This is a genomic window from Deinococcus metalli (genome assembly GCF_014201805.1).
Lineage (GTDB): Bacteria > Deinococcota > Deinococci > Deinococcales > Deinococcaceae > Deinococcus > Deinococcus metalli.
Genome location: NZ_JACHFK010000001.1, coordinates 201,882 through 226,957, shown reverse-complemented (window position 1 = coordinate 226,957; position 25,076 = coordinate 201,882). Strand labels below are relative to the sequence as shown.

Here is a 25,076-nt window from a genome sequence, read left to right as displayed (position 1 = left end):
GGGTGCCCGGGTACGCCTTCATGACGCGGACGGTATGCTGGACGCGTGAAGGTCGACCGTCTCGAGCAGGAGCAGGCCCGGCGTGACCGCATCGCGCGGGTCGCGTTCGAGCTGTTCGCGCGCGGCGGCCTGGAGGCCACCAGCGCGCAGGACATCGCCCGCGCCGCGTTCGTGAGCCGCACGAACCTCTACCGCTACTTTCCCAGCAAGGTGCACATGCTGCTCGCGCACTTCGAGAAGGCGGTGGCCGAGAGCCGCGACGACGCCCTGGAGCGCCTGCACGCCGGCGCGAACCCGCAGCAGGTGTGGGACAAGGTCACGCTGCGGATGGCGGACCTGGGGGTGCGCTACCGCCACCTGGTGGGCGCGGTCGGCCAGGCGGTACTGGGCGCACCGCACGCCCCGGACAGCCCGCAGGCCCGCAGCGCCCTGCCGGGCGACGGCCTGCGCACCGCCCTGACCCTGGGCGCGCTGGTGGAACCGGTGCTGCTCGCCATGCAGCACCAGGGCAGCCTGCGGCCCGGCGCGAACGTGGGCATGCTCAGCGCGCTGCTGGTGGACGCGTGCCTGCTGGCGCTGTTGCACGGCGGGCACCGCGACCAGCGCGAGGTGCAGCGCGACTGGCAGGACCGCTTCTCGCTGCTGATGTACGGCGCCCTGGCGCCCACGCCCGTCCCGGCACAGCACCGCGACTAGGGCTCTGTGGTGCGGCGCGCCCGCCGACCGGCCGCTGTCCGGTGGCGGGCGCAGAGACGGCGCCGGGCTCAGCGCAGGCGGGCCTGACGCAGGCGGTTGAGGATCGCGAACACCTGACGCTGCTCCTCGGCGATCAGGGCGGAGGTCAGGGTCTGCGGGGTGTACGTGCTGCGCTGCGGAGCAGACTGACCGGGGCGACGGTGAGGGTAAGCGGAGGCCGAAGCGCCGCGTGACTCCCAGGGATGAAGTGGTCGGTTCCTTTGCATAAGGCACCTTACGAAGTGCGCTCACACGCCACTCTCACCGCGTGGACAATTAAAACCGTGGCCCTCGCCGGGGGGGTATCGTGACGGGATTCGGGGGTATGTCCAGCCCGGACACTCCGCAGGAGGTTCACGCATGACCGCAGCGCTCACCACGACCACCGCCTGGCAAGCCCTGAAAAAGCACGCCCAGGACACCGCTTCTCTGACGCTGCGCGCGCTGTTCGACGCGGACACCTCGCGCGGGGAGCGCCTGAGCGCCGAGGGAGCCGGCCTTTACCTGGATTACAGCAAGAACCGTGTAACCGACGAGACGCTGACGCTTTTGCTCGACCTGGCGCGCGAAACCGGCGTGGCCGCCAAGCGCGACGCGATGTTCGCCGGCGAGAAGATCAACGTGACCGAAGGCCGCGCCGTGCTGCACACCGCCCTGCGCGCCCCGGACGGCGCGGGCGTGACCGTGGACGGCCACAACGTGATCCCGGACGTGCATGAAGTCCTTAACCGTATGGCGGCCTTCGCGGATCAGGTGCGCGCCGGCACGTGGCTGGGCTACACCGGCCGGCCCCTGAAGAACATCGTGAACATCGGCATCGGTGGCAGCGACCTGGGGCCGGTCATGGCCTACGAGGCGCTGAAGCACTACGCGCAGCGTGACCTGACGCTGCGCTTCGTCTCGAACGTGGACGGCACCGACCTGGTCGAGAAGACCCGTGACCTCGACCCGGCCGAGACGCTGGTGATCGTGAGTTCCAAGACCTTCACCACCCAGGAGACCATGGCGAACGCCCGCAGCGCCCGCGCATGGCTGCTCGGCGCGCTGAAGGACGACGCGGCCGTGGCGCGGCACTTCGTGGCGGTCTCGACCAACGCACAGGCGGTGCAGACCTTCGGCATCGACACCGCCAACATGTTCGGCTTCTGGGACTGGGTCGGCGGGCGCTACTCCATGGACAGCGCCATTGGCCTGAGCGTGATGCTCGCCATCGGCCCGGACGGCTTCCGTGACCTGCTCTCCGGCTTCCACGACATGGACGAGCACTTCCGCAGCGCGCCGCTGGAGCAGAACCTGCCGGTGCTGCTGGGCCTGCTGGGTATCTGGTACAACAACTTCTTTGATGCCCAGAGCCACGCCGTGCTGCCCTACGACCAGTACCTCGCGTACTTCCCCGCGTACCTGCAACAGCTCGACATGGAGAGCAACGGCAAGCACATCACTCTGGACGGGCAGCCGGTGGACTATCAGACCGGCCCGGTCATCTGGGGCCAGCCGGGGACGAACGGGCAGCACGCCTTCTACCAGCTGATCCACCAGGGCACCAAGCTGATTCCCTGCGACTTCATCGGCTTCTGCCAGACGCTGAACCCGCTGCCGCTGGAGGGCGGCGCGCCGCACCACGACCTGCTGATGGCGAACGTGTTCGCGCAGACCGAGGCGCTGGCCTTCGGCAAGAGCCTGGAGCAGGTGCTCGCCGAGGGCGTGGCGCCGGGGCTCGCCCCGCACCGGGTGTTCGACGGCAACCGGCCGACCAACACCATCCTGGTGGACCGCCTGACGCCGCGCAGCCTGGGCGCCCTGATCGCGCTGTACGAGCACAAGGTCTTCGTGCAGGGCGCGGTGTGGAACATCAACTCCTTCGACCAGTGGGGTGTGGAGCTGGGCAAGGTGCTCGCCGGCAAGATCGTGCCGGAACTGGCCACCGGGACCGAGCCGGATCTGGAGCACGACAGCAGCACGAACACGCTGATCCGCCGCTACCGCGCGCGGCGCTGAGCAGCGGACTGCGCAGCAGGGCCGGGGATCACGCCCGGCCCTGTTCAGCGCCGCCGCATCCACACGCCCCACGTCAGCGGGCCGGCCACGTCGTCCGGGAGCGGCGTTCCGGCGGCCTGGAGGGCCAGCTTGATCTGGCCGTGGTGGTACCCCTCGTGCCAGATCAGGTGCTGGAGGAGCAGCAGCGGGTGATCGTAGCGGTCGTCCAGCATCCGGCCCTGTGCGGTCCGGCCGCGGACGGCGCCGCGCACGGCGGCAGCGCTGTCCTCCAGGCCCCGCGCGATGATGGCGGGGTCGGTCTCCGCGGCCCACTCGTCGGCCGGCACCGGCCGGGCAGCCTCCGGGGCGTTCTCCTCGACCAGCACGAGGCGCACGTGGCTCATGTGCGTGAGCAGCTGCGCAACGGTGGGGTGGCCGGGCAGCGCGCGGGCCTCCAGGCCGCCGGATGGCAGGGCGCGCAGCACATTCACGAGGATGCGGTTATTGCGGTCCCACGAGTCGAGCAGGGCGTCCAGCAGGTCCGGCGTGGGCATGACGCAGGCTACTGCGCCCGGCGGTGGGCACGGGTGCCGGCCGCGCGTGCCGGCCTACACTGCCCGCATGCCTCAGTGGATCGGGTGGGCGGTGCTGTCGATGGTCTTCGCGGGCTTCACGTCCGTGATCGCCAAGCAGGGACTGACGGGGATCAGCGGGGAACTGGGCCTGACGATCCGCACGGTGTTCGTCTTCGTGTTCGTGCTGCTGTTCGCGGCGATGTTCGTGCCGTGGCGGGACGTGGCGGGCGTGCGGGCGCTGAACCTGTGGTGGCTGGGGGCGTCCGGCGTCACCACGGCGCTGTCGTGGATCTTCTACTACAAGGCGCTGAAGGTGGGCGACGTGGCGACGGTCGCGCTGATCGACAAGGGCAGCGTGGTGGTGGCGATGCTGCTGGCGTGGTGGCTGCTGCGCGAGCAGATCACACCGCGCATGTTGATGGGCGCGGCCCTGATCGTGTCGGGCCTGCTGGTGATCGCGCGGCGATGAAGCGGTGAGCGCGCCGCCGGACCTGGACTCCGCCGCCCTCGTGTCGGTGGTGAGCTCGGCCTTCGGGCTGGACGTGGACTCGGTGACGTTCCTGCCCACCGGCACCGCGCACGCCTACCGGGCACAGGGACCGGCGGGCCGTTTTTTTCTGAAGGTGATGCCGGACTCGCCGTACGGCGCACGGGTCACGGCGCGGGCACTGGCCGAGGTACCGCTGCTGCGGGCGCTCCGTGCCTCGGGCGTGCTGCCGCGCGTGCCCATGCCGCTCCCGACCCTGGACGGCGGGTGGATGGCGGCGCTGGGCGGCTTGCATGTTTTCGCCTATGCCTGGATCGAAGGCGCGGCCGTGGGGGACGGCTGGGACGCGGCGCGGCCGGACCTCGCCGGGCTGCTGGGCCGCCTGCACGGCGCCACCGACGAGCTGATGCGGGCGGTTCCGGTCCTGCCGATGCCCCCGGAGGACTTCGGCCTGCCCTTCGAGGGTGGGCTGCGGGCCGCCATCGACGCCCTCCCCCACCTGCCGCCGGACGCGCGGCCGGAACAGCGGGCGCTGCGCGACGTCCTGGCGCCGCATCTGGACACCGTGGCCCGCGTGCTGGAGCGCACGGTGACCCTCGCGGCGGCGCTGCGGCAGCGGACGGCGCCGCAGGTGGTGTGCCACACCGACGCGCACGGCGGGAACGTGATGCGGGACGCGGCCGGCCTGCTGTGGCTGATCGACTGGGAGACGGCGCGGCTGGCCCCACCGGAACACGACCTGTGGATGCTGGGACCGCACCTGCCGACGCTGCTCCCGGCGTACGAATACGGTCTGGGCCGCCCGTACACGCCGGACGCGGACCGGCTGCGCTACTACGTGCTGCGCCGCCCGCTCGAGGACCTTGAGGAGGACGTGCGCTGGCTGCTGCACGACCACCCCGCGCCGCAGGTGGCCGCGCACTCGCTGGAGATCATCGCCCGGTACGTGCTGCCTGCCCTGCACCGCGCGGAGGCGGACGCCGAGGCCACCGCGTCACGCGATCACGAGGCCTAGCGCGGCCGGGAGATCAGCCAGGCGAGCGACCGTCGGCACGCCGGGCTCCGGGGCGGGGGCAGCCGTGCGGCTCAGCCACACCGCCCGCAGGCCGGCCGCCCGCGCGCCCGCGACGTCGTTCGTCCACGAATCCCCGACCATCACGGCCTGCGCCGGCGCAACGCTCAGCGCCGCGCACGCCGCGTGGTACGAGCGCGCGTCCGGCTTCGGGGCGGGCACATCCTCGATGCACAGCACGGCGTCCACCAGCGTGTCCAGGCCGAAGTGGGCCAGCTTCTCGACCTGCACCTCGCGGACATAGTTGGTGAGGATCGCGGTGGTCACGCCGGCGGCGCGCAGCGCGTGCAGCACCCCGGCCGCGCCGTCCAGCAGCGTCCACGCGGCGCGGTAGGCCGTGCGGTACGTGACCGTGGCGGCCTCACCGTCCGGCCCCGGCACGCCCAGGTCGGTCAGCAGCCGGGTGAAGCGCAGCACGCGGGCACCGTGCGCGTTCAGCTCGCCCCGGAACAGCAGCGGGTCAATGGCGCGCAAGTGCGCGGCATGGCGCCGGAACACGTCGTCCGGGTCGCAGGTCAGGCCGTGTGCGCGTGTCAGGCCGCGCAGGCCAGCGCGCGTGCAGTGCGTGTCGTCGAAGAGGGTGTCGTCCAGATCGAGGATCACGGCCTGCGGCGGGGTCATGCGCTGGAGTGTAGCGGGACCGGCCGGGCGTCAGCGGCCGGCGCGGGCCAGCGTCTCGAGCGCGTCCCTGAGGGCACCGGGCGCCTTCACGTCCGCCACCTGCACGGAGTACGCCCCCAGGGTCAGATTGATCTCCGTGAGGTCGCGCGGCGTGCCCGTCACGGTCACGGGGTCCGGGTACGCGCCGTAGGGTTCGCCCTCGTTCACCAGCCCGTCGCCGTTGAGGTCCTGCCACGCAGCGACCACGTACGGTCCCGACTCCAGCCCCGACAGGGTATACGGGGGCGTCAGGGTGTCCACGGGCAGCCGGACCGAGGTGCTGCGGGCGTAGTCGAACTCCAGGGTGGGCGTACCGGTCCTGATATACAGCGCCTCCACGATGGGCGGCACGCGGGGCGCGGCCGGGGTGGGCGTCGGGGTCGGCGCGGGCGTGGCCGGGCTGCCCACCAGCAGGGCGCGGGCGTCCACCAGGCCGGCGCCGCAGCCGTCCGCGACATCGCAGCGGCTGCCGAGCGGCGCGGCCGTGGCCTTCAGGCGGGCACGCACCTGGGCCGCCGTCAGGTCGGGCTCCTGGCCGAGCAGCAGCGCCACCGCGCCCGAGACGTGCGGCGCGGCCATGGAGGTGCCGTCCAGGAAGGCGTAGCGGGAGGTCCGGGTGGCGTCGTCGAAGCTGGTACTGAGCACCCCGCCCGGGTAGGTGTCCGCGCCGACGGTCACGCCCAGACTGGAGTTTCCGCCCGGCGCCAGCACGTCGATCCGCGCGCCGTAGTTCGAGTACGGCGCACGGCGGCCGTCGGGACCGGCCGCGCCGACCGTGATCACGTCCGCGCAGTTGCCGGGCGACACGGTGCTGGCGTCCACGTTGTCGTTGCCGGCGGCCACGACGGTCACGATCCCGCGCGCCGCGAGCCGCGTGAACACCTGCTGCTCGGCCGCCGTGCACTCCCCGGCCCCGCCCACGCTGAGGTTGATCACGCGCGCGGGGTTCGGGTTCACGGGCACGCCGTCCACCGTCTCGCCGGCCGCCCACAGCACGCCCATCAGGATGTCCGACAGGCTGCCGGCGGCACTGTTCAGGGCGCGCACCGGCAGCAGCTTCGCGCCCCAGTCCACGCCGGCCACGCCCACGCCGTTGTTCGTCCGCGCGGCGACCGTGCCGGCCACGTGCGTGCCGTGATACTCACCGGGGCCAGGATCGGTGGGGTCTGGGTCGATACCGTCGCCGTCGCCGGACTGGGCGGGGTCGCTGATGAAGTCCATGCCGGGCAGCACCTGACCGGCGAGGTCCGGGTGCGCCACGATGCCGGTGTCCACCACCGCGACCGTGATGGCCCGGCCGGTGGTGCGGTTCCACGCCTCGGGCAGGTTCATGGCCGGGTAGTGCCACTGCGCCGGGTAGTACGTGTCGTTTGGGGTGGCCAGCGGCTCCAACCGCCGGTTCGGGTTGACGCTCACGACGCCCGGCTGCGCGGCCAGCGTGCGCAGCACCTGGGCCGACTGCGCGGCGTCCAGGGCGCGGCCGGCTCGGTACAGCCAGATGCCCACGGCCGGAGCGCCGCCCACCCGCGCCAGGTCCAGCCGGCCGACCGTCGGCACGACCAGCGCTGAGAGGGCCGTGGTCAGGACCTGCGCCGACAGGCCGGGACGGGTCACGATCACGTACTCGCCGGGAATCGCCGCGCCGGACTGCGGACTCGCGTGCGCCGCGCTCTGCACGCGCCACGGCTGGCCGTAGGCGTCGCGGAGAACCTCGCCGGGCCGCAGGGCGCGGGTGGTGGGGAGGGCGGCCACCTCCGCGCCGGGCAGCGTGACGGTCCCGCTGATGGTGGACCGCGGCACGGCCGGCGGGGGGTTCGTGGTCCCGGTGCCGCCGTCGCATGCGGCCAGGAGCACGCTCAGGGCCGCACCCAGCGCGAGCGGACTGGGGCGGCGCGCTGCGGGGGTCGGAACCACATGGGGCACCATATGCCGCCACGGTAAGACACCGGAAATCGCCGTGTGCACCGACGCTTTGAGGTCGCCTTCATCCGTGGTGGTCCGGCGGTCAGTCCAGCCGCAGAAAGATCGCCTTGAGGTACTGCGCTTCCGGGAATGCCGCGTGGTGATCCGGCGCGTGCTGCGACGTGAGGAGTTCCGTCCATGCCCGCCCACTGCGCTGCGCAGCGTCCCTCACCGCGTCCCAGAATTCGTCGGCGCTGACGTGCGCGGAGCACGACGCGCTGACCAGGATGCCGCCCCGCGACAGCCGGGCGATTCCGTCCGCCGCGAGCTTCCCGTACGCGCGGATGGCGCCGGCCCGCTCGGCTTCCCGCCGCGCCAGCGAGGGCGGATCGAGGACCACCAGATCGAAGGTGCGCTCCGTGTGGGCCAGCCACTCGAACACGTCGGCCTGCACCGTGTCGTGCGGCGCGGTCAGGCGGGGGTTCAGGGCGTAGTTCCGCTCGGCGCTCGCCAGGGCGTGCGCGCTCAGGTCGAGGCTCACGACCTCCGCCGCGCCGCCGCGCGCGGCATACAGCGAGAAGCCCCCGCTGAACGAGAACGCGTTCAGCACCCGCCGCCCGCGCGCGTGGGTCTCCACCCGGCGGCGGTTCTCGCGCTGGTCGAGGAAGAAGCCGGTCTTCTGACCGCGCACCACGTCCGCCTCGAAGGCCAGGCCGGTCTCGCGGAAGACCACGGTGCCGTTTCCGACCGAGCCGCGCAGGAGCTGCCCGTCGAACAGGCCCTCCCGCGCCGCCCCGGCCTGGATGTTGCGGCTCAGGCGCAGCACCACGGCGTAAGGGAAACGCGCCGCGAGCAGCTCCAGCACGCGCTCCAGGAGCGGGAACCACGCGGCGGTGTACAGCTTCACGACCAGCGTGGTGCCGTAGCGGTCAAGCACCAGACCGGGAAAGCCGTCGGATTCGCCGTTCACGACCCGGTAGCCGTCGGTGTCCGGACCGAACAGGGGCGCGCGCAGGGCGATGGCCGCGTCCAGCCGGGCCGCCCACCACGCGTCGTCCAGGGTGGCGGGCGAGCCGTGGTGCAGCACGCGCACCCGCAGCGGCGAGTCCGGGTCGTACAGCCCGATCGCCAGGAAGCGGTCGCGGCGGTCGTAGATCACAGCCAGCTCTCCGGCGTCGCCCTCACGGTTCTGCTCGCGCACGCTGGACTCGTACACCCACGGGTGGCCGGCGCGCACGTGCGCCTCGGCGGCCGGAGAGACCCGCAGGCGCAGGCGGGAACGGGGAGGGGAAGCGTCCGGCATCCGGTCAGGGTAGCGCAGCGGGGGCGTTCCTTCAGAACACCGCAAGGCGAAGCGTCAGCCGGGCGGTGGTGCGCCGCGCCCCGATGCGCGACAGTGCCGGCATGGACGACTTCATGCTTCTCGTGCCGGGCGGGCAGGTGCCGGCACGGTTCGTGACCCTGGACGGCGGCGCGCCCGGCGTGGAGGTCGAGGGGGTCACCTTCGCCCACGAGACGGCGGAGGTGCCGCACGGCCTGGTCGCGCACACGGCCGAAGCCCACCGCAAGCTCGACGACCTGCGCCGCCGGTTCCACGTGACGTCCGAGGCGTCCGTGTTTCCCTTCGACATCCAGGAGGCCTGACATGAATATCGACGAGCACCTGAGCACCGGCGCCGTGCTGGAGCGCCTGGGCGCCCAGAGCGCCAGCGACTACGAGGCGGCGGTGATGCGCGACGTGCTGCTCGAACGCTTCTCCGGCCGTGATCTGGACGGCCTGAGCGAGCCGGAGTGGCTGTCGGCCTTCGGGGAGATGAACCGCCGCAAGACGACCGGCTGGCTCAAGGATGAAGCCGACAACGTGAAGGAGTCGTCCGGGGAGGGCTAGCCCCCCAGCAGCCGCGTCAGGATGACGTGGTGGTCCTCGTGGAAGCGGCGAGGGCGGGCCAGGGCCGCCGCGAGGTCGACTGGCCGGGCGAGCACGTCCGGCGGGGGCGGCGCCCGGTAGACGTGCGCGACCGCCTGCCCGACGAGCGCGCGGGCGGGATTGCCGAACACCACGCCGTCCCGCTCCGGTCGGTGCCCCGGCGACAGCACCCGTCCCGGCAGCTCCCACAGCCCCCAGCCGATGTCGCCCCGGCGCGTGTGCAGCCATACCTGACCGGCGTGGATCTGCAGCCAGCGTTCCTCGTGGAGCCGGACGCCGGGTGGCAGCGCCGCGCGGGCAGCCTCGACGGCGACCCAGTCGGCCGCCAGGCGAGCAAACGCCGGGCGCGCCGCGAAGGCCGCCAGCCACGCGGTCACCCGCGGGGGCACGCCCGGCGGCAGGGGGGCTCCAGTCAGCCAAGCGGCGCGGATGCGGGTGGCGTCCAGACCGGGCACGCCGGGCAGGGGCACGCGCGTCCAGCCGGGAAACCAGCGCAGGTACGCGCCGCTGGCGTCCTTCTCGTGCCCGACCAGGGCGATCCGCGCGGCCGGGCCGAGCACGCCGGCCACCACCGCGCGCACGTCGGCCGCCCAGCGCTCGCCGTCAAAGCGGTCGGGCAGCGGGCGGATGGTCACGCGCCGCACGTCGCCCCCAGCGTCCCGCACGGCGGCGCGCAGCAGCCGGGCGCGTTCCGGAGCGCTCAGGGGATTGCGGACGCTGCGCGCGAGGTTCGCGCTGCCCAGCAGCGCCACGGCGCGCGGCGCGGCGTCCAGCGCCGCCAGGACCGCCCCGACATGCGCGTCGTGCGGCGGCTGGCAGCGCCCGATGAACACCGCGCCGTCCACGGGGCTCATGGATGCGCCCAGACTGGCGTGCGGTGATCGTCCTCGACCGGTCGGGGGCCAGCGGAATCGACCGGCATCGCAGGGAAGCGGCGGAGCACGTCGGTCACGCGCTGGACTGGCCCAGCAGCCGCGCGCGTTCCCGGTCGCGCAGGGCGGCCACCTCCGGGGCGAGGCTCACGCGGTACACGTGCGGGTTCAGCAGGCGGCGGGTGCCGGCCGGCACACGGGCGAGTTCGCGCCGCGCCCGCGCCTGCACGTCCAGCAGGGCCTCGGGCGCGCCCGTGCGGACGCCACCCCGCATGACCATCTCACGGGCCGGCGCCCAGTGCAGCCCGGCGGGCACACGCGCGGCGCGCAGCGGGTTCACGGGGTCGCTCACCACGTCGCCCGGCTCGGGCGGCTCCCCAAGCGTCAGGACGTCCCACGCGTAGGGCGCGTCGGGTGCCGGGCCCTCTGCGCCGCGCCACACGTGCTTGACGCCCGGCACGCTGGCCTTGCCGGGATCGGCGGTGAGCTTCATGCGGGGCCGCCCGCCCAGCTGCACCAGCTTGTACACGCCGCCCAGCGCGCCACCGCCCTCGCCACCCGCCGTGACGAGCTGGGTGCCCACGCCGTACACGTCGATCCGCGCGCCCTCCGCGATCAGCGCGGTGATCACGTCCTCCGAGAGGTCGTTGCTGGCCACGATCCGCACGTCCTCGAAACCCGCCGCGTCGAGGTCCGCCCGAATCCGCCGCGACAGGTACGCGAGGTCGCCGCTGTCCAATCGCACGCCGCGCAGCTCGTGCCCGGCGGCGCGCAGCTCGCGGGCGACCGTCAGCGCGTTCGGCAGGCCGCTCGCCAGGGTGTCCACCGTGTCGAGCAGCAGGGTCGTGGCGTCCGGGTATGTGCGGGCGTACGCGCGGAACGCGCTCAGTTCGTCGGGAAAGCTCTCCACCCACGCGTGCGCGTGCGTCCCGGTGACCGGCAGCCCCCAGCGCAGGCCGGCCTCCACGTTGCTGGTGCCGACCGCGCCGCCCACCACCGCCGCGCGCGTGGCCGAGAGCGCGCCGTCCGGCCCCTGCGCCCGGCGCGCGCCGAACTCCACGACCGTGCCCCCGTGCGGGCTCGACGCGGCGGCCAGCACGCAGCGCGCGGCCTTCGTGGCGACCAGCGTCTGGAAGTTCAGGGTGTTCAGCAGCATGGTCTCGACGAGCTGCGCTTCCCACAGCGGCGCGGTCACGGTCAGCAACGGTTCGTGCCCGAACACCACGCTGCCCTCGCGGAAGGCGTCCACCCGCCCAGTGAAGCGCCACCCCCGCAGGGCGTCCACAAACGCCGGGCGGAACAGGCCCAGGCCGTCCAGGTACGCCAGCTCGTCCCCCGTAAAGTGCAGGGCCTCCAGCGCGTCCAGCATGGGCTCCAGGCCCGCCCACAGCGCGTACCCGCCCCGGAACGGCCGACGCCGGAAACTCAGGTCGAACACCGCTTCCTGCGTGTGCAGGCCGTGCTCGACGTACCCCTGCATCATGGTGAGCTGATACAGGTCCGTGAACACGGCCGACGGCGCAGGTGGCAGGGGCGCAGGGGTCACGAGCGGAGTGTACGCGCGCTTCCCTCCAGGAACCCTCCGGTCCGCTCCGCCCGCCTTCGTCCTCGACTCACCCGGCACCGGCATGATTCATACTCCGGGTCATGAGTGCGCTCCGCGACCGCATCCGCGCCGAACTGAACGTCCAGCCGGACATTGACCCCACCCACGAGGTCGAGCGGCGCGTCGCGTTCCTCAGCGCCTACCTGGGCGCCACCCCCGCCGCCGGCTTCGTGCTGGGCATCAGCGGCGGACAGGACAGCACCCTGGCGGGCCGGCTGTGCCAGCTCGCCGCCGAACGCGTGCGCGCCGGGGGCGGCGCGGCCAACTTCATCGCCGTGCGCCTCCCCTACGGCGTGCAGGCCGACGAGGCTGACGCGCAGGCGGCGCTGGCTTTCATCCGCCCGGACCACACGGTCACCGTGAACATCTGCCCCAGCGCCGACGCCGCCGCGCGTGCCGCCGCCGACGCCCTGGGCACAGACCTGCGCGACTTCGTGCGCGGCAACGTCAAGGCCCGCGAGCGCATGGTCGCGCAGTACGCCATCGCCGGGCAGCTGAACCTCCTTGTGGTCGGCACGGACCACGCCGCCGAGGCGGTCACCGGCTTTTTCACCAAGTACGGCGACGGCGGCGTGGACCTCACGCCCCTGACCGGCCTGACCAAACGCCAGGGCGCGCAGCTGCTCGCGCACCTCGGCGCGCCCGAGAGCGCGTGGAAGAAGGTGCCCACCGCCGACCTCGAGGACGGCCGCCCCGGCCTGCCCGACGAGGCCGCCCTGGGCGTCACCTACGCCCAGATCGACGCGTACCTGGAAGGCCGCGACATCGAGGCCAGCGCCGCCGAGCGCATTGAGACCATGTTCGTGAACACCCGCCACAAACGCGCACTGCCCGTCACGCCGTTCGACGGCTGGTGGGCAGCTCAGCCCTGATTGCTCACTGCAGGATGTGCGGCACGCGGTCCCACAACACGGGACTAGAGTGCCCACATGAAATTCAGCAGCTCAGCCCTGTTGGCCGCCGCCCTGATCCTGACCGCATGCGATGGAAGTACGACACCCGCCGCGAAGGACACGGCCGCACCGACCGTCAGCCTGAGCCGCAGCATCTCGGACGCCAATGGCATTGTGGTCCTGACGGCTTCTGCCAGCGACAACACCCGCGTCTCAAGGGTGGAGTTCTACCAGGGCAGCACCCTACTCGCCACCGACAAGGCGGCGCCCTTCACCTACGAGACTGACGTCACGGCACCCCGCACCGGCTTCACCGCGCGTGCCTACGACGCGGCGGGCAATGTCGGCACCAGCGCCGCGTTTGACATCGTGACCCCCTACCAGGGCGTGTGGGGCTGGGCCCTGGGCGACGCGTCCGGCACCGTCATCGACAGTGGCGCCGTCATCTTCTTCGACGAGGGCTCCTTCCAGGGGCGCGTGGCCGGCTTCGGCGTGTATCAGAACAGCCCAGCGAATCGCACCGGCGTCTCACTGATGGGTCCCTTGTTCGCAGCCGGAAAGCTGGAAGTCATTTTCAGCGCCGGCCTTGAATCCAGCACCGGCAACTATTTCTATGGCGAGGATGCCGACGACACGCTGGGCACGTACCAGGGCAAGGCAACGGTAGAGGGTGCCGCAGTCATCTACGATTCCACCAATACCGCGGGCGCGACCGTGGCGCTGGCGATGGTACAGGACTCAGCCGTCGTTCCCCAGTCGCTGAGCGGGCAGAACACGGCCCGGCAGAACGCAGGGCAGCGGGCGGTCGCCTACCTTACCTCGCAGCGCGTACCCGTGCGCACCCTGACACTGGATCAGACCACCGTGAAGTCCGTGGCGGCGGGCTTCCTCAACCGCTGAACCCTTCCACAGGGCTAAGAGACGGACATGCGCAGTCCGTCCCTTAGCCTTGGTGCGCCCACGCCACAGGAGACGATGATCCGCTGTTGGGTGCGCCCGCATTTCACCGAAGGGCCAACTTCTGAGCCAGCGAGCGCTTTCCGGTCCGGACTGACGGATGTGAGGCACCGCGCTCCTGCCGTCACCCCTACAGTGGCCGGGTGAAATCTGCCTTCCTGTCGGCCCTCACAGCGGTTCTTCTTCTGACGGCCTGTGATGACGGTCTCGCACCTGCCACGCCAGATACCACGGCTCCGGCAGTCGCTCTGAGCCGCGGTACCAGCGATACCCGTGAACTGGCCCTTATCGCCACTGCCACCGACAACGTGAAGGTGACAAGGGTGGAGTTCTACCAGGGAACCACGCTGCTGGCGACCGATACGACCTCGCCGTTCACGTACACACCCGATCTGACCGCTGCCAGAACAGGCTTTACCGCCAAGGCATACGACGCGGCCGGCAATGTCGGCTCCAGCGCGGCATTTGACATCACAACACGGTATCAGGGGGTGTGGAACTGGGCCGTCAGCACGCCGGACGGCGCCACTTCGCTGGACTCCGGAACAGCCACTGTCTCTTCCGAGTCCGGCCCTGTAGGAAGTGATGGCGCCCCTTCGGGAGTCGGTGGGTTCGAGAACCAGACCGGCACTGTCTCTGGCGACATCATCATGAGCCAGTCCGATCCAGCCGGCACACTGTCAGCGACCCTGTGGAAGGTTGAAAAGACGGCCGGCGCAATTCTGGTCACGACCTATATCTCCGGCACAGATGGGGATAACACCCTGACGACAGTGCAGGGAAAAACGACGTTTGAAGGATCGGGCTGGCTTCATTCAGAAGACGGATCGAACCAGCCTGTCCGGATCACCCTTGTACAGAGCAGCGCCGAGCTGCCGTGACAAAGAGTGGCAGCACCGCCGGCGAGTTGGCCAGGGAGAAGGCCGTCCTAGTCGTGGCGCAGACGCGCACAATCGGTTCGGTATCCAGAACAGGTCCAGAGACAGAACGGAACATCAGCCGCCACCTTCCGGCTCGCTGACCTTCCAAACGAAATGGGGCCGGACTGATCTGTGTCCGGCCCCTCCGCTGTTCCCGCTTCAGTCTGCGGCCTGGGTGTCCTCGGCCGGGTAGACCTCGATGATTCCGGCGGCGCCCATGCCGCCACCGATGCACATGGTGATCAGGGCCTTGCCGCCGCCCCGGCGCCGCAGTTCGTAGATGGCGGTGGTGGTGAGTTTCGCGCCCGAGCAGCCCAGCGGGTGGCCCAGCGCGATGGCGCCGCCGTTCACGTTCAGGATGTCCTCGTTCAGGCCCAGTTCGCGTGTCACAGCCAGGGACTGCGCCGCAAACGCCTCATTCAGCTCGATCAGGTCAATGTCGGCGAGCGTCAGGCCCGTCTGCGCCAGCACCTTCGGCACGGCCTTGACTGGCCCGATGCCCATGAGTTCCGGATCGACCCCGGCCACCGCGAAGCCCAGGAACCTTGCCAGCGGCTTCACGCCCAGTTCCTGCGCCTTCTCGCCGCTCATCATCAGCACGGCCGCCGCGCCGTCGGAAAAGGGGCTGGAGTTCGCGGCGCTGACCGAGCCCGTCGCCTTGAACGCCGGGCGGACCTTCGCCATGTCCTCCAGGTTCGCGTCCCGGCGGATCAGTTCGTCCCGGTCGAAGGCCAGCGTCTCGGACTTGACCTTCGTGCCCTTCACGGTGTCGCGGCGCACCGGCACCGGCACGATCTCGTCGTTGAACTTCCCGGCATCCTGCGCGGCGGCAGCCCGCTGGTGGCTTCTCAGCGCGAAGGCGTCCTGGTCCGCACGGCTCACGCCGTACTTCGCGGCCACGTTCTCGGCCGTCAGGCCCATGCCGATGTACGCGCCGGGGCGCTGATCCACCAGTTCCAGGTTCGGGCTGGGGTTGTGGCCGCTCATGGGCACCATGCTCATGGACTCCACGCCGCCCGCCAGCATCACGTCCGCCTGCCCCGTCTGGATGGCCGCCGCCGCCATGGCGATGGTCTGGAGGCCGCTGGAGCAGAAGCGGTTGACGGTCACGCCGCCCACCGAGTCCGGCATGCCGGCCCGCAGCGCCGCCAGCCGCGCCACGTTCAGGCCCTGTTCCGCCTCGGGAATCGCGCAGCCCAGGTAGACGTCCTCGACCAGACCGGCGTCCACGCCGGCCCGCTTCACGGCCTCGTTCATGACCAGCGCCGCGAGGTCGTCGGGGCGGGTGTTGGCGAGGGTACCCTTGACGCCACGGCCCACGGGGGTACGAACAGCAGAAACGATAACAGCATCGCGCATGGTGGTTACTCCTTTATAGATTCCAGGCATCATAATCGCCGGATAGATATTGTTCGAGGAAGGCCGCAAGCGAGAAGGCGATCTGGATTCGGCTATCATCTTCGTGTCGCCACACGTACACGCTCCGATCAACACAGCGCTTTAAGCGCCTGAAGAAGAATAGGTCGCCGTCGGCATCTTCCCCAAAGAAAAATAGTCCTGCGACAGGCATGTACAGCTCGTCCCAATCCTGAGTGATGGGTCGAGAATTTTTGACGATTGCGTCTTTTGTCGAGAAGACAATGGATGAATACACATCAAGTCCATCCGAATAGCGCAGGAAGTCCTCGTACTTCTGGGGAAGTTGAAGGCCGGCGCATTTGCGGAGATCCTGCAAATCCATATCAGTGACAGATGCTCTCAGAGCCACCTTGTCCGATGTTGTCGTCAGTCTCTGCCAGTCACTCACGCTGCACCCCCGGCACTACCTTCCCGATGAACGCCTCCAGTTGCGCGTCGTAGCCCTTCGGGTCGATGTTCCACGTGCGGATGTGCTTGGCGCCCTCCACGCGGTGGTACTCGACCAGATCGGGGCGGGCGGCGGCCAGCGCTTCAGCCTGATCGATAGGGATGGTGCGGTCGCGGGTGCCGTGCCACAGCAGGATCGGCACGTCGAAGGTGGGCGCGGCCTGAATCTGATCCACGGTGTCGAAGTCCTGCCCGCTGCGCCGCGTGACGACCCACTGCGTGAACGCGCCGACGTGCCGCGCGACGGGTTTTGGGAGGCCGAAGCGCTGGGCGTTCCAGCGGATGGTGGCCCGCCAGTCCAGCGCGGGCGAGTCGAGCAGCACTCCGACCACCGGGATCGGATACGGGCGGAACTGGGCGCGCAGAACGCTCAGGGCGATGTTGCCGCCCATGGAGAAGCCGTACAGCACGGCGCGCCTGTACCCGGCCTCCTGCGCCCAGTGCAGCGCGGCCAGGACGTCCTCGGCCTCCACATCGCCCAGGGTCAGGTAACCCTTGCCGACCTGCGGGGCGCCGAAAGCGTTGCGGAACGTGACATACAGCGAGCCGACGCCGGAGCGCAGGAGCGCTGGCAGCATCCGCAGCGCCTGCGCCCGCTGCCCACCGTGCCCGTGGATCACGATGGCGACGGCGTCCGGCTCGCCGTGCATGGGCGGGATGTGCCATGCGGGCATGTCGCCCACGGGGGTGCGGACGACCTCGTCCGAGTACGCCACGCCGAGTTGCGCGGGCGTGCCGTTGTACAGGTACGTGGACACCCACGCGAGCGCGCCGTTCGGCAGCGTGCCCCGCTGTTGCAGGATCGGCCGCTTCACGACGGTGCCGGCCATCTGGTGCCGGCCCAGCACCGCGTGCCCCCGGTTGGGCCGCAACGGCACCACGCCCAGCGGCCCGCGCGACAGGGTCTCGACGCTGGCCGGCAGGAACACGTCGTTCCCGCGCCGACCGACGGGCACGAACACGCCCTTGACCCAGCGCGTCTTGCTCCGCAGGGTGATCTCCGCGCCGATCAGCGCGCCGGCCAGCACCAGCCCGGCGTAGGCCGCACCCGCCCACGCCAGGGCGCGGCGTTTACGGATGGTGCGGAGGCGATCCAGTGGGGTGGTCATGACGACATCCTGGGGCAGGCCGCTCAGTTGCGCAGCGGTTTGCCGGTCTTGAGCATGTGGTCGATGCGCTGCTGCGTACCCTTCTTGCCCAGCAGGGTCAGGAAGGCCTCGCGTTCGAGGTCGAGGAGGTGCTGCTCCGACACCTTCGCCGTGCGGTTGTTGCCGGTCCCGCCGGACAGCACACGGGCGAGCTGCTCGGAGACGACGAGGTCGTAGTCGGTGACGTAGCCGCCCTGGTGCATGCCGTACAGAGCGCTCTTGATCGCGGCGATGGCGGCGTCTCCCATGACGGGGATGTCCTGGCGCGGCGTGGGCTGCACGTAGCCGGGGGCCAGGGCCAGCACCTGCCGCTTGGCGTCCTGCAGCACGTGGTTCTTGTTCATGGCGACGGTGTCGGTGTCACGCAGGAAGCCCAGGTTCCGCGCCTCCAGCGCACTGGTGCTGACCTTCGCGGTGCCGATGAGTTCAAAGGCGCGCTGCACGGCGGGCAGCAGGGCCGCGCCGAGCTGCTGGCCGGGCTGCTGCTGGTCGGTGAAGCGCAGCAGCATCTCCTTGGTTCCGCCGCCGCCGGGGATCAGGCCCACGCCGACCTCGACGAGGCCCATGTACAGCTCCGCGCTGGCGACCACGTGGTCGGCGTGCAGGGTGAATTCAGCGCCGCCGCCGAGCGTCAGGCCGAACGGCGCGGCGACGGTGGGGTGGGGGCTGAAGCGCAGGCTGGTGGTGACCTGCTGGAACTGCTTGATCATGTCGTCCAGCTCATCCCATTCCTCGGCCTGCGCCTGCGCGAGGATCAGGGGGAGGTTCGCGCCCGCGCTGAAGTTCTCGCCCTGGTTGCCGAGCACCAGGCCCGCGTAGCCCAGGTCCTGCACCAGCTTGTGCGCGTCCTGCACAGCGCGGAGCTGGTCTTCACCCAGGGCGTTCATCTTGGCGTGCCATTCGACCAGCAGCACGCCGTCGCCCAGGTCGAGCACGCTGGCCCCGGCGCGTTTCTTCACGACCGTCGTGGCGTCCTTCTTGAGGTCCGCGAGGATAAAGTACGGCGCGTGGTACGGCGTGGGCTCGCCGGCGGGCGTGACGGTCTCGCCGCCGTGGTAGAAGGCGTCCCGGCCGCTGTCCTTCATGGCCGCCAGCAGCGGGGGCAGGGTCCGCCCCTCCGCTTCCAGATTCCGGATGACACCCTGCACGCCGAGCGTGTCCATCGTCTCGAAGGGGCCCTGCTCCCAGCCGAAGCCCCATTTCAGGGCATTGTCGATGTCCTGGAGACGGTCCGACACGTTCCCGGCCATCTTCGCGGCGTACCAGAAGCCGTCGTTCATCACGCCGCGCAGGAAGTCGCCTTCCGGACCTTCGGCGGCGTACAGGGCCTTGACGCGCTCGGCCAGGGGGCGGCCCTTCACGGCGTCCACGGCGGCGACCTTCACCTTGCCCTGGTCCTCGTACTCGAAGGTCTCCAGGTTCAGGTTGAGAATCTTCGTCTTGCCATCCGCGCCCTTGGTCTTCTTGTAGAAGCCGCTGCCGGTCTTGTCGCCCAGCATCTTCTTCTCCTCTACCAGCGTGCGGAAGGCGGGCGTGAGGGTGAAGTCCTCGTCGTCCGGTGTGGCCCGGCCGAGGTCGTTCGCCACGTGATAGATGATGTCCAGCCCGGACAGGTCGGCGGTGCGGAAGGTCGCGGAGTTCGCGCGGCCCAGCACGGGGCCGGTGAGCTGGTCCACCTGCGCGGGCGTCAGGCCGGCCCTGTCCATGTGCTGCATGGCGCGGACGATCCCGTACACGCCGATGCGGTTGGCGACGAAGCCCGGCACGTCGTTGGCGACCACGACGCCCTTGCCGAGCGTGGTCTGCGCGAACTCGCTGAAGGTCTTCACGATCTCGGGGTCGGTGCTGGGCGTGGGAATGACCTCCAGCAGGTGCAGGTAGCGCGGCGGGTTGAAGAAGTGCGCGCCCACGAAACGCCGCCGGAAGTCCTCGCCGCGGCCCTGGATCTGGAGGTGCATGGGGATACCGCTGGAGTTGCTGGAGATGATCGCGGTCTTCTTGGCGACTGTCTCGACGCGCGCCCACAGATCGCGTTTGGCGTCCAGCTTCTCGATGATCGCCTCGACGATCCAGTCGGCGTCCTTGAGTTTTTTCAGGTCGTCTTCGAGGTTGCCGGGCGTGATCAGGGCGGCGCGGGCCGGGTCCATGAAGGCGGCGGGCCGGGCCTTCAGGGCACGCTGGATGCCACCCTTCGCCAGGAAGTTCCGGTCCTGCTGGTCCGGCAGCACGATGTCGAGGAGGAGCACGGGGATGCCCGCGTTGGCGAGTTGCGCGGCGATGGCGGCGCCCATGACGCCGGCACCGATCACGGCTGCTTTCTGGATCTTCATACGGCCTCCTGCGGGCGGAACCAAAATTGGACTCGGTTCAAGTTTAGGCCCACCGCGGAGGTTTGTCCACCGGCGCGGACGCACGGCACGGCAGCCTCTGCGCCGGCACCGCCGACCCGCCGCGCCTCCTTCCCCAGGCGGTACGAGACCGGCGCACGAGGACTTGCGGCCCCTCGGCCAGGGCCGGCGTCAGGCTGTCAGTCCGGAAGAGCGCGCGATCAGATGAACTGCTTCACCACGACCACCAGCACCAGCCCGGTCAGCGCGATCAGCGCGGCCACGCTCAGGCGGCGGTCCTGCCGCCACCCGGCCACAGCCACCCACAGCGCCGCGAGCACCGGCACGGCCGCGATCCACACCACCCCGATCGCCGCCAGGTTCGGCGCCAGCACCCCCACCGCCAGCAGCCCCACACCCACCCAGAAGCCGGCCGGGTACAGCCAGTGCGGCAGGCCGGCGAGTTCCGGGGTCTCGTCCGGGCCGGCCGGAGCGCGCTGTGGGCTGCTCACGCGTGGCCCCAGTACTTCCACAGCAGTTGCAGCGCCGTGAAGATCAGGAGCAGGCTGAAGAACAGCTTGAGCTGCGCGGCCGGAATGCGGCTCTGCAGGAACGCCCCCGCCCGCGCGCCCACCAGCACGCCCAGCCCGATCCCGGCGGCCAGCCGCACGTCCAGCAGGCCGCCCGCCTGATACACCAGCGCGTTCCCCACCGCCGTCAGGCCCATGATGAAGGTGCTCGTGGCGATCGCCTGCCGGATCGGCACGCCCGCCAGGAGGTTGAGGACCGGCACCTGCACCGTGCCCCCACCGATGCCCAGCAGGCCGCTCATGATGCCCGCAAAGGTCATGGCGGGCGGCACCAGCCGCGACGGCTCGCGCTCGACCTCCACGCGTTTCAGGCCGCGCAGCAGGTTGTACGCCGAGTACAGCAGCAACGCGGCGAATACCGTCGCCACCGCCTGCGCCGGCAGCACCAGCCCCAGGAAACTGCCCACTGCGCCCCCCACGATGGTGTACGGCGACAGCAGGTAGCCCGTGCGCGCCCGCACCAGCCCCTGTTGCAGGTAACTGGCCGCGCCGCTCAGCCCCACCGCCAGCACCCCGATCTGACTGACCGCCACCGCCTGCTGGATGGTGATGTCCCGCCCGAAATGCGGCAGCACGAACTCCAGCGCCGGCACCACCACCACTCCACCCCCCAGCCCCAGGATCGCGCCCAGCACCCCGGCCAGCAGTCCCACGCCGATCACGGCGAGCATCATCGCGGATATCAAGGCCGGATCACGCCAGCGAGGCTAACAGGAAACGGACGGCCCAAGCAGCGGGTCGTCCGTTCAGCGTGGATGGAAGAGGATCAGGGAGTGCAGGCTTTCGGGGCGGTCGCGGTAGTGCGGGGTGCGGGAACGCCCGTGGCGAAGTCCGTGCTGTTCTGGTTGGTGTCGGTGCAGCCACCATTCGCCCGCAGGTCGGCAGTCGAGTTCGAGAGCGTCGGCGCGGGCGCGCTGCCCTCGAATCCATTTGCGGAACCGTAACCGACTAGATCGACCAGCGGGCCGCCGCTCGGATTGGTGCCGCTCAAGGCGACGGTGCTGCTCACGAGCGCCACCTTGCCAGACGTGCCGCTCAGGTTCAGGGTGCCCGTGGCATCTGGCGTGGGCAGGGGGGCATTCGTGACCGTGGTGCCGGCCGCACCCTGAACCAGATAGTACTGACCGGCCGCCAGCGAGACGTTGGTGAGCGGCGTGGTCTGCCACGTCGTACCGGTTGCGGAGGCGTACTGCACAGAGTACCCGCTCAGGTTCACGGGCGCGCTGCCCGCGTTGAAGATCTCGATGAAATCGTTGTTGAAGGTCGCCCCGCTGTTGCCGCCCCCGCCGTACACCTGGCTGATCACCAGTTTGCCGTTCCCCGTCGGCGCAGCGCTGACCGTCACGGCCTTGGTCGCCGTCTGCGTTTCTGCGCCGCGCATGGCGGTCACGGTGATGGTGAAGGGGCCCTGGGCCGTGTAGGTGTGGGTGGCGGGGCTGGCCGTCACAGCGCCGCTGGTGCCGTCGCCCCAGTTCACGGACACGCTGTCGGGCGTGCCGGTGGTGGTGACGGTCAGGCTGTAGGGCTGCCCGGCGGTGGCCGTGTCGCTACCGGTCGCGGCGACGGTCAGGGCCGGCGGGGTGGGATCGGTGGGGCTGTCACTGGCGAGGTTCAGGCCCACGAGCACCGGGTCGTGGTCGCTGGCGCGGAAGGGTGTGGCCGGGTTGTACAGGTCGGCGCCCAGGCATGTGCTGCTGGCGCAGTTCGGGGTGTTTTTGAACTCGACGTTGTAGTCCGCGACAGTGGGTTCGTCCGAGTTGATGTGCCACTCGGTGATGCCCGTCACCTGGGTATCGAGGCTGGTGCTGGCCAGGGCGTGGTCGAGGTAGCCGAACAGCCCGCCGAACTGGTACGAGTAGCGGTCATCGGCGTCGATGCGCAGGTTCTCGCTGACGAAGCCGCCCGCCTGGATGGTCTTGATGGGATCTTCCGCGCCGTAGGCGTTGAAGTCGCCCATCAGCAGGACGTCCTGGTCGTTCACGCGGGACTTGAGGGTGCCGGCGAAGGCCAGGAGCGCCTGGGCCTGCTGGACGCGCAGCTGGTTCCAGCAGCCCTGGCCGGTGTCCTGATTCTCCAGATTGGTGCCGCTGGCGGGGCAGCTGCCCTTGCTCTTGAGATGGTTGGCAACCACGGTCAGGGTGCCGCCCGTGAGTTTCTGGAAGGTCTGCGCCAGGGGTGGGCGCGAGTACACGGCGTTGGGGTCGATCACGTACGAGCCGAAGGGGCGGACGCTTTCGGGCTTGTACAGCATGGCGACCTTGATCGCGTCGGTGCCGATCACGCCCGTCTGGATGGCCTTGTAGACCTCGCGGCCGTAGGCGGCGTTCAGGCCAGACACCAGGTCGTTCAGGGCCGTGTCGCCGTTGTTCTGCACTTCCATCAGCGTGACGATGTCGGCGTCGAGGCCCCTGAGGGCATTCACGACCTTGGTCTTCTGGCGCTGGAACTCGTAGGCGCTGTTCGCGCCGCGGTCGCTCGCGCCGCCGAAGGTGGTGAAGTAGTTCAGGACGTTCGCGCCCGCAACCTTGAGGCTGCCGCCCACGGAGGCGGGAGTGGCGGGCTGCGGGTTGGCGTCCACGAAGGGCACGGTGCCGGTGGGCTCGATCTTGAACGCGCCGTTGGCGTAGGTCAGCGTGCCGGTCAGGCCCGTGACGGTGTCGCCGGTGCGGCGGGTGTTTTCCTGGGTGCTCAGGTACGCCAGCGGGTTAGGGTTCTGGTTGCTGCGGCCGTCGTCCAGCACGATACGGTTGGCGAGCAGATCGGCGGTGCCGGGCATCGTGGGGGTATTGCCGTTGGTGGGGTTGAACTGACGGCCGATGGCGCTCAGGCCCAGTTCACCGTAGCGGCCATACGAGAAGTTATCGGTGACGGTCAGGATGCCGGGGTACGTGACGAGCATGCCCTCGTAGCGTTCCAGGGCGCCAAAGGGCGCGCTGATCACGGCGGGCTTGACGGTCAGGCTGGCGCCGCACTTGGCGAAGGCCGTCAGCGTATCGAGTTCGGTCAGGGTGTTAGGGGCCGTGCCGAATTCCTTGACGGTCGCGCCAAGCTGCACGACGTCGCCCACCTTCACATCGCGCTTGGTGGTGCCGGTGTACACGAACACGCCGTCGCTGGTGGCGTCGTTGCTGTCGCCGGCGTCCTGCAACATGAAGCCGCTCAGGCCGTCCTGGTAGTCGGCGGTGACCACGCCGCGCACCGTCACGGTCTGACCGGCCAGCGGGCTGGTGTCACCGCTGCCCTGCACCGCGCCGATGGCCGTGGTGGGCACAACGGCGCAGGTGGGCTGCGCGGTCAGCTCCACGGGGACGGTCGCGCCGCCCTTGGTGAGGTTGAAGGTCGCGCTGCCGGTCTGGCTGGTCTGGCCGTCGCTGGTCGAGCCCTTCACCGTGACCGTCAGGCCGCGCGCGGTGGGGATGGCCGTGAACGCGGTGGTGGCCACGCCGTCTTTCACGGTCATGGTCTGGGTGGTCTCGCCCAGCGTCGCGGCGTACGCGCTGGTGACGTCCGAGGTGGGCGTGGCGTTCACGGTGACGGTGGCGGTCACGCGAGTCAGGGCCGGGAAGGTGGTGGCGCGCCCGGACTTGAGGCTCAGAGTGGCCGCACCCTCATACAGCGTGACGAGGCGGTCCTGCGCGTCGTAGGCGCTCATGGTCGCGGTGTACTCGGCCGTACCGGCGGTGCTGATCTGGAAGATCGCCGTGCCGTCGGCGGGAGCGGCGCTCAGCTTCTGGGTGGTGCCGCCCTTGACAGGTGTGAGGCTCAGGTCGAGGTACTTGACCTCGGGCGCCACCTTGACGCTCACGACGGCGACCTTGTTCGCCTGGGCGATCATGTCGGGCGTCTGGGCCTTCTGGGCGGTGGCGGCGGGAGTGGTGCCGCACGCGGCGACGAGCAGGGTGCAGGACAGGGCAAGAGCCAGGGATGCGCGCATGAATCTCCTTGGGGGGTTGGGGTGATACCGCCACACCATAGAGAAGCGATTTCATCTGGGCGTCATCCAGGGTACATTCACAGCGGGAACAGGTAGGCACCTCTCGGCGTGCTGGACAGCAAAACGGGACAGTGAGACTCCGCCGGCCCGCCGTGCCACCTCCCGTTCGGGCGCCGCGTCAGATCACATCGGCCAGCCAGTCGAGGTTGAAGAAGACGCGGGCGATCAGGGGCTGGAGGTCGGCCAGCACGCGGCCAGGCCGCATGGCGCCCCAGTCACCGAGCAGCAGCGGCTGGTGGGCTCTGGCCGGCTCCAGGCGCGGGTTGACAAGCACCGACGCGCCGTAGCGGGCGCCGGCGTACGCCTTGAGCGCATCGAGCGCCTGTGGGTCGACGTCGTGGCCGGGTGGCGCGTGCAGCACCAGCAGGGGGGACAGCGGCGTTTCGCTCATAACAGAATATTAGGCTCCGACTTGCGATTTGTCACCCGCGCTCTCCTCTATCGGCCCACCCGCCAACCGCAGGGGGTCTTCACGGTGGCCCAATCCGGCCCGCCGCCACGCCGCCATACCATCAGGCCCGGTCCACACTGCTGCCCGTCCCACCGCCCACGCCCACAGGGGAACTCC

23 protein-coding genes are annotated in these 25,076 nt (G+C 70.3%); 9 read left to right on the top strand and 14 right to left on the bottom strand.

The genetic code is table 11. The features are described 5' to 3' along the window. Positions 1-45 precede the first annotated feature (45 nt). Together HNQ07_RS01165 and pgi are read left to right on the top strand one after the other, a co-directional pair. Complete coding sequence (locus tag HNQ07_RS01165) at positions 46-696, top strand: TetR/AcrR family transcriptional regulator (protein ID WP_184109029.1); 651 nt, start codon at positions 46-48, stop codon at positions 694-696. A gap of 399 nt (positions 697-1,095) precedes the next feature. Continuing rightward, complete coding sequence (pgi, locus tag HNQ07_RS01160) at positions 1,096-2,733, top strand: glucose-6-phosphate isomerase (protein WP_184109027.1); 1,638 nt, start codon at positions 1,096-1,098, stop codon at positions 2,731-2,733. 44 nt (positions 2,734-2,777) lie between these two features. Here the strand turns inward: pgi and HNQ07_RS01155 are convergent, their stop codons facing one another. Further along, positions 2,778-3,266 carry a DinB family protein gene (locus HNQ07_RS01155; RefSeq protein ID WP_184109025.1) on the bottom strand — a complete coding sequence of 163 codons (489 nt, stop codon included), beginning with the start codon at positions 3,264-3,266 and terminating at the stop codon, positions 2,778-2,780. 67 nt (positions 3,267-3,333) lie between these two features. Here HNQ07_RS01155 and HNQ07_RS01150 point away from each other — a divergent pair, with 67 nt between their 5' ends. Both HNQ07_RS01150 and HNQ07_RS01145 read left to right on the top strand, forming a co-directional pair. Then, the gene (locus tag HNQ07_RS01150; protein WP_184109023.1) at positions 3,334-3,756 is read left to right on the top strand and encodes an EamA family transporter; all 423 of its coding nucleotides are present in this window, start codon (positions 3,334-3,336) and stop codon (positions 3,754-3,756) included. A gap of 4 nt (positions 3,757-3,760) precedes the next feature. Further along, complete coding sequence (locus HNQ07_RS01145) at positions 3,761-4,789, top strand: phosphotransferase enzyme family protein (RefSeq protein WP_184109021.1); 1,029 nt, start codon at positions 3,761-3,763, stop codon at positions 4,787-4,789. On the opposite strand, the gene HNQ07_RS01140 is transcribed toward HNQ07_RS01145, so the two are convergent. From HNQ07_RS01140 to HNQ07_RS01130, 3 genes are all read right to left on the bottom strand, one after another. Further along, the gene (locus HNQ07_RS01140; protein WP_184109019.1) at positions 4,769-5,467 is read right to left on the bottom strand and encodes an HAD family hydrolase; all 699 of its coding nucleotides are present in this window, start codon (positions 5,465-5,467) and stop codon (positions 4,769-4,771) included. The two genes, HNQ07_RS01145 and HNQ07_RS01140, sit on opposite strands and share 21 nt — an antisense overlap. Before the next feature lie 30 nt (positions 5,468-5,497). Further along, a complete protein-coding gene (locus tag HNQ07_RS01135) occupies positions 5,498-7,420 on the bottom strand; it encodes a S8 family serine peptidase (RefSeq protein WP_184109017.1) in 1,923 nt (640 codons plus the stop codon). A 91-nt stretch (positions 7,421-7,511) separates the two neighbouring features. Further along, positions 7,512-8,711 carry a 23S rRNA (cytosine(2499)-C(5))-methyltransferase gene (locus HNQ07_RS01130; RefSeq protein ID WP_184109015.1) on the bottom strand — a complete coding sequence of 400 codons (1,200 nt, stop codon included), beginning with the start codon at positions 8,709-8,711 and terminating at the stop codon, positions 7,512-7,514. A gap of 83 nt (positions 8,712-8,794) precedes the next feature. On the opposite strand from HNQ07_RS01130, the gene HNQ07_RS01125 reads away from it, so the two are divergent. Together HNQ07_RS01125 and HNQ07_RS01120 are read left to right on the top strand one after the other, a co-directional pair. After that, complete coding sequence (locus HNQ07_RS01125) at positions 8,795-9,052, top strand: hypothetical protein (protein ID WP_184109013.1); 258 nt, start codon at positions 8,795-8,797, stop codon at positions 9,050-9,052. A gap of 1 nt (position 9,053) precedes the next feature. Continuing rightward, positions 9,054-9,296, top strand: coding sequence for a hypothetical protein (locus HNQ07_RS01120; RefSeq protein WP_184109011.1), 243 nt, complete (start codon positions 9,054-9,056; stop codon positions 9,294-9,296). Here the strand turns inward: HNQ07_RS01120 and HNQ07_RS01115 are convergent. Then, a complete protein-coding gene (locus tag HNQ07_RS01115; RefSeq protein ID WP_184109009.1) occupies positions 9,293-10,189 on the bottom strand; it encodes an ADP-ribose pyrophosphatase in 897 nt (298 codons plus the stop codon). The two genes, HNQ07_RS01120 and HNQ07_RS01115, sit on opposite strands and share 4 nt — an antisense overlap. Before the next feature lie 94 nt (positions 10,190-10,283). After that, entirely contained in the window at positions 10,284-11,753 is a 1,470-nt protein-coding gene (locus tag HNQ07_RS01110) for a nicotinate phosphoribosyltransferase (RefSeq protein ID WP_268245891.1), read from the bottom strand. A 101-nt stretch (positions 11,754-11,854) separates the two neighbouring features. On the opposite strand from HNQ07_RS01110, the gene nadE reads away from it, so the two are divergent. The 3 genes from nadE (at position 11,855) to HNQ07_RS01095 (ending at position 14,544) form a co-directional block, all read left to right on the top strand. After that, on the top strand, positions 11,855-12,685 hold the full coding sequence (gene nadE, locus HNQ07_RS01105) for an NAD(+) synthase (protein WP_184109005.1): 831 nt from the start codon (positions 11,855-11,857) through the stop codon (positions 12,683-12,685). A gap of 57 nt (positions 12,686-12,742) precedes the next feature. Further along, on the top strand, positions 12,743-13,606 hold the full coding sequence (locus HNQ07_RS01100; RefSeq protein WP_184108996.1) for an Ig-like domain-containing protein: 864 nt from the start codon (positions 12,743-12,745) through the stop codon (positions 13,604-13,606). Between the two features lie 200 nt (positions 13,607-13,806). Further along, positions 13,807-14,544, top strand: a complete 738-nt coding sequence (locus tag HNQ07_RS01095) for an Ig-like domain-containing protein (RefSeq protein WP_184108994.1) — start codon at positions 13,807-13,809, stop codon at positions 14,542-14,544. Positions 14,545-14,742: 198 nt separating this feature from the next. Here HNQ07_RS01095 and HNQ07_RS01090 read toward each other — a convergent pair whose 3' ends face one another. The 8 genes from HNQ07_RS01090 to HNQ07_RS01055 all read right to left on the bottom strand — a co-directional run bounded on the left by HNQ07_RS01090 (position 14,743) and on the right by HNQ07_RS01055 (position 24,899). Next, positions 14,743-15,942: a thiolase family protein gene (locus tag HNQ07_RS01090; RefSeq protein ID WP_184108992.1), complete on the bottom strand. Its 1,200-nt coding sequence runs from the start codon at positions 15,940-15,942 to the stop codon at positions 14,743-14,745. A 13-nt stretch (positions 15,943-15,955) separates the two neighbouring features. Continuing rightward, complete coding sequence (locus HNQ07_RS01085; protein WP_184108991.1) at positions 15,956-16,390, bottom strand: SMI1/KNR4 family protein; 435 nt, start codon at positions 16,388-16,390, stop codon at positions 15,956-15,958. Beyond that, positions 16,383-17,558: an alpha/beta hydrolase family protein gene (locus HNQ07_RS01080; protein ID WP_184108989.1), complete on the bottom strand. Its 1,176-nt coding sequence runs from the start codon at positions 17,556-17,558 to the stop codon at positions 16,383-16,385. The genes HNQ07_RS01085 and HNQ07_RS01080 overlap by 8 nt, the downstream gene beginning before the upstream one ends. A 23-nt stretch (positions 17,559-17,581) precedes the next feature. After that, a complete protein-coding gene (locus HNQ07_RS01075) occupies positions 17,582-19,927 on the bottom strand; it encodes a 3-hydroxyacyl-CoA dehydrogenase/enoyl-CoA hydratase family protein (RefSeq protein WP_184108987.1) in 2,346 nt (781 codons plus the stop codon). 218 nt (positions 19,928-20,145) lie between these two features. Next, a complete protein-coding gene (locus HNQ07_RS01070) occupies positions 20,146-20,436 on the bottom strand; it encodes a hypothetical protein (protein ID WP_184108985.1) in 291 nt (96 codons plus the stop codon). Then, entirely contained in the window at positions 20,433-21,188 is a 756-nt protein-coding gene (locus HNQ07_RS01065) for a sulfite exporter TauE/SafE family protein (RefSeq protein WP_184108983.1), read from the bottom strand. The genes HNQ07_RS01070 and HNQ07_RS01065 overlap by 4 nt, the downstream gene beginning before the upstream one ends. A 92-nt stretch (positions 21,189-21,280) precedes the next feature. Beyond that, on the bottom strand, positions 21,281-24,448 hold the full coding sequence (locus tag HNQ07_RS01060) for an ExeM/NucH family extracellular endonuclease (RefSeq protein ID WP_221274664.1): 3,168 nt from the start codon (positions 24,446-24,448) through the stop codon (positions 21,281-21,283). Positions 24,449-24,626: 178 nt separating this feature from the next. Further along, complete coding sequence (locus HNQ07_RS01055; RefSeq protein ID WP_184108981.1) at positions 24,627-24,899, bottom strand: hypothetical protein; 273 nt, start codon at positions 24,897-24,899, stop codon at positions 24,627-24,629. Positions 24,900-25,076: the final 177 nt, after the last annotated feature.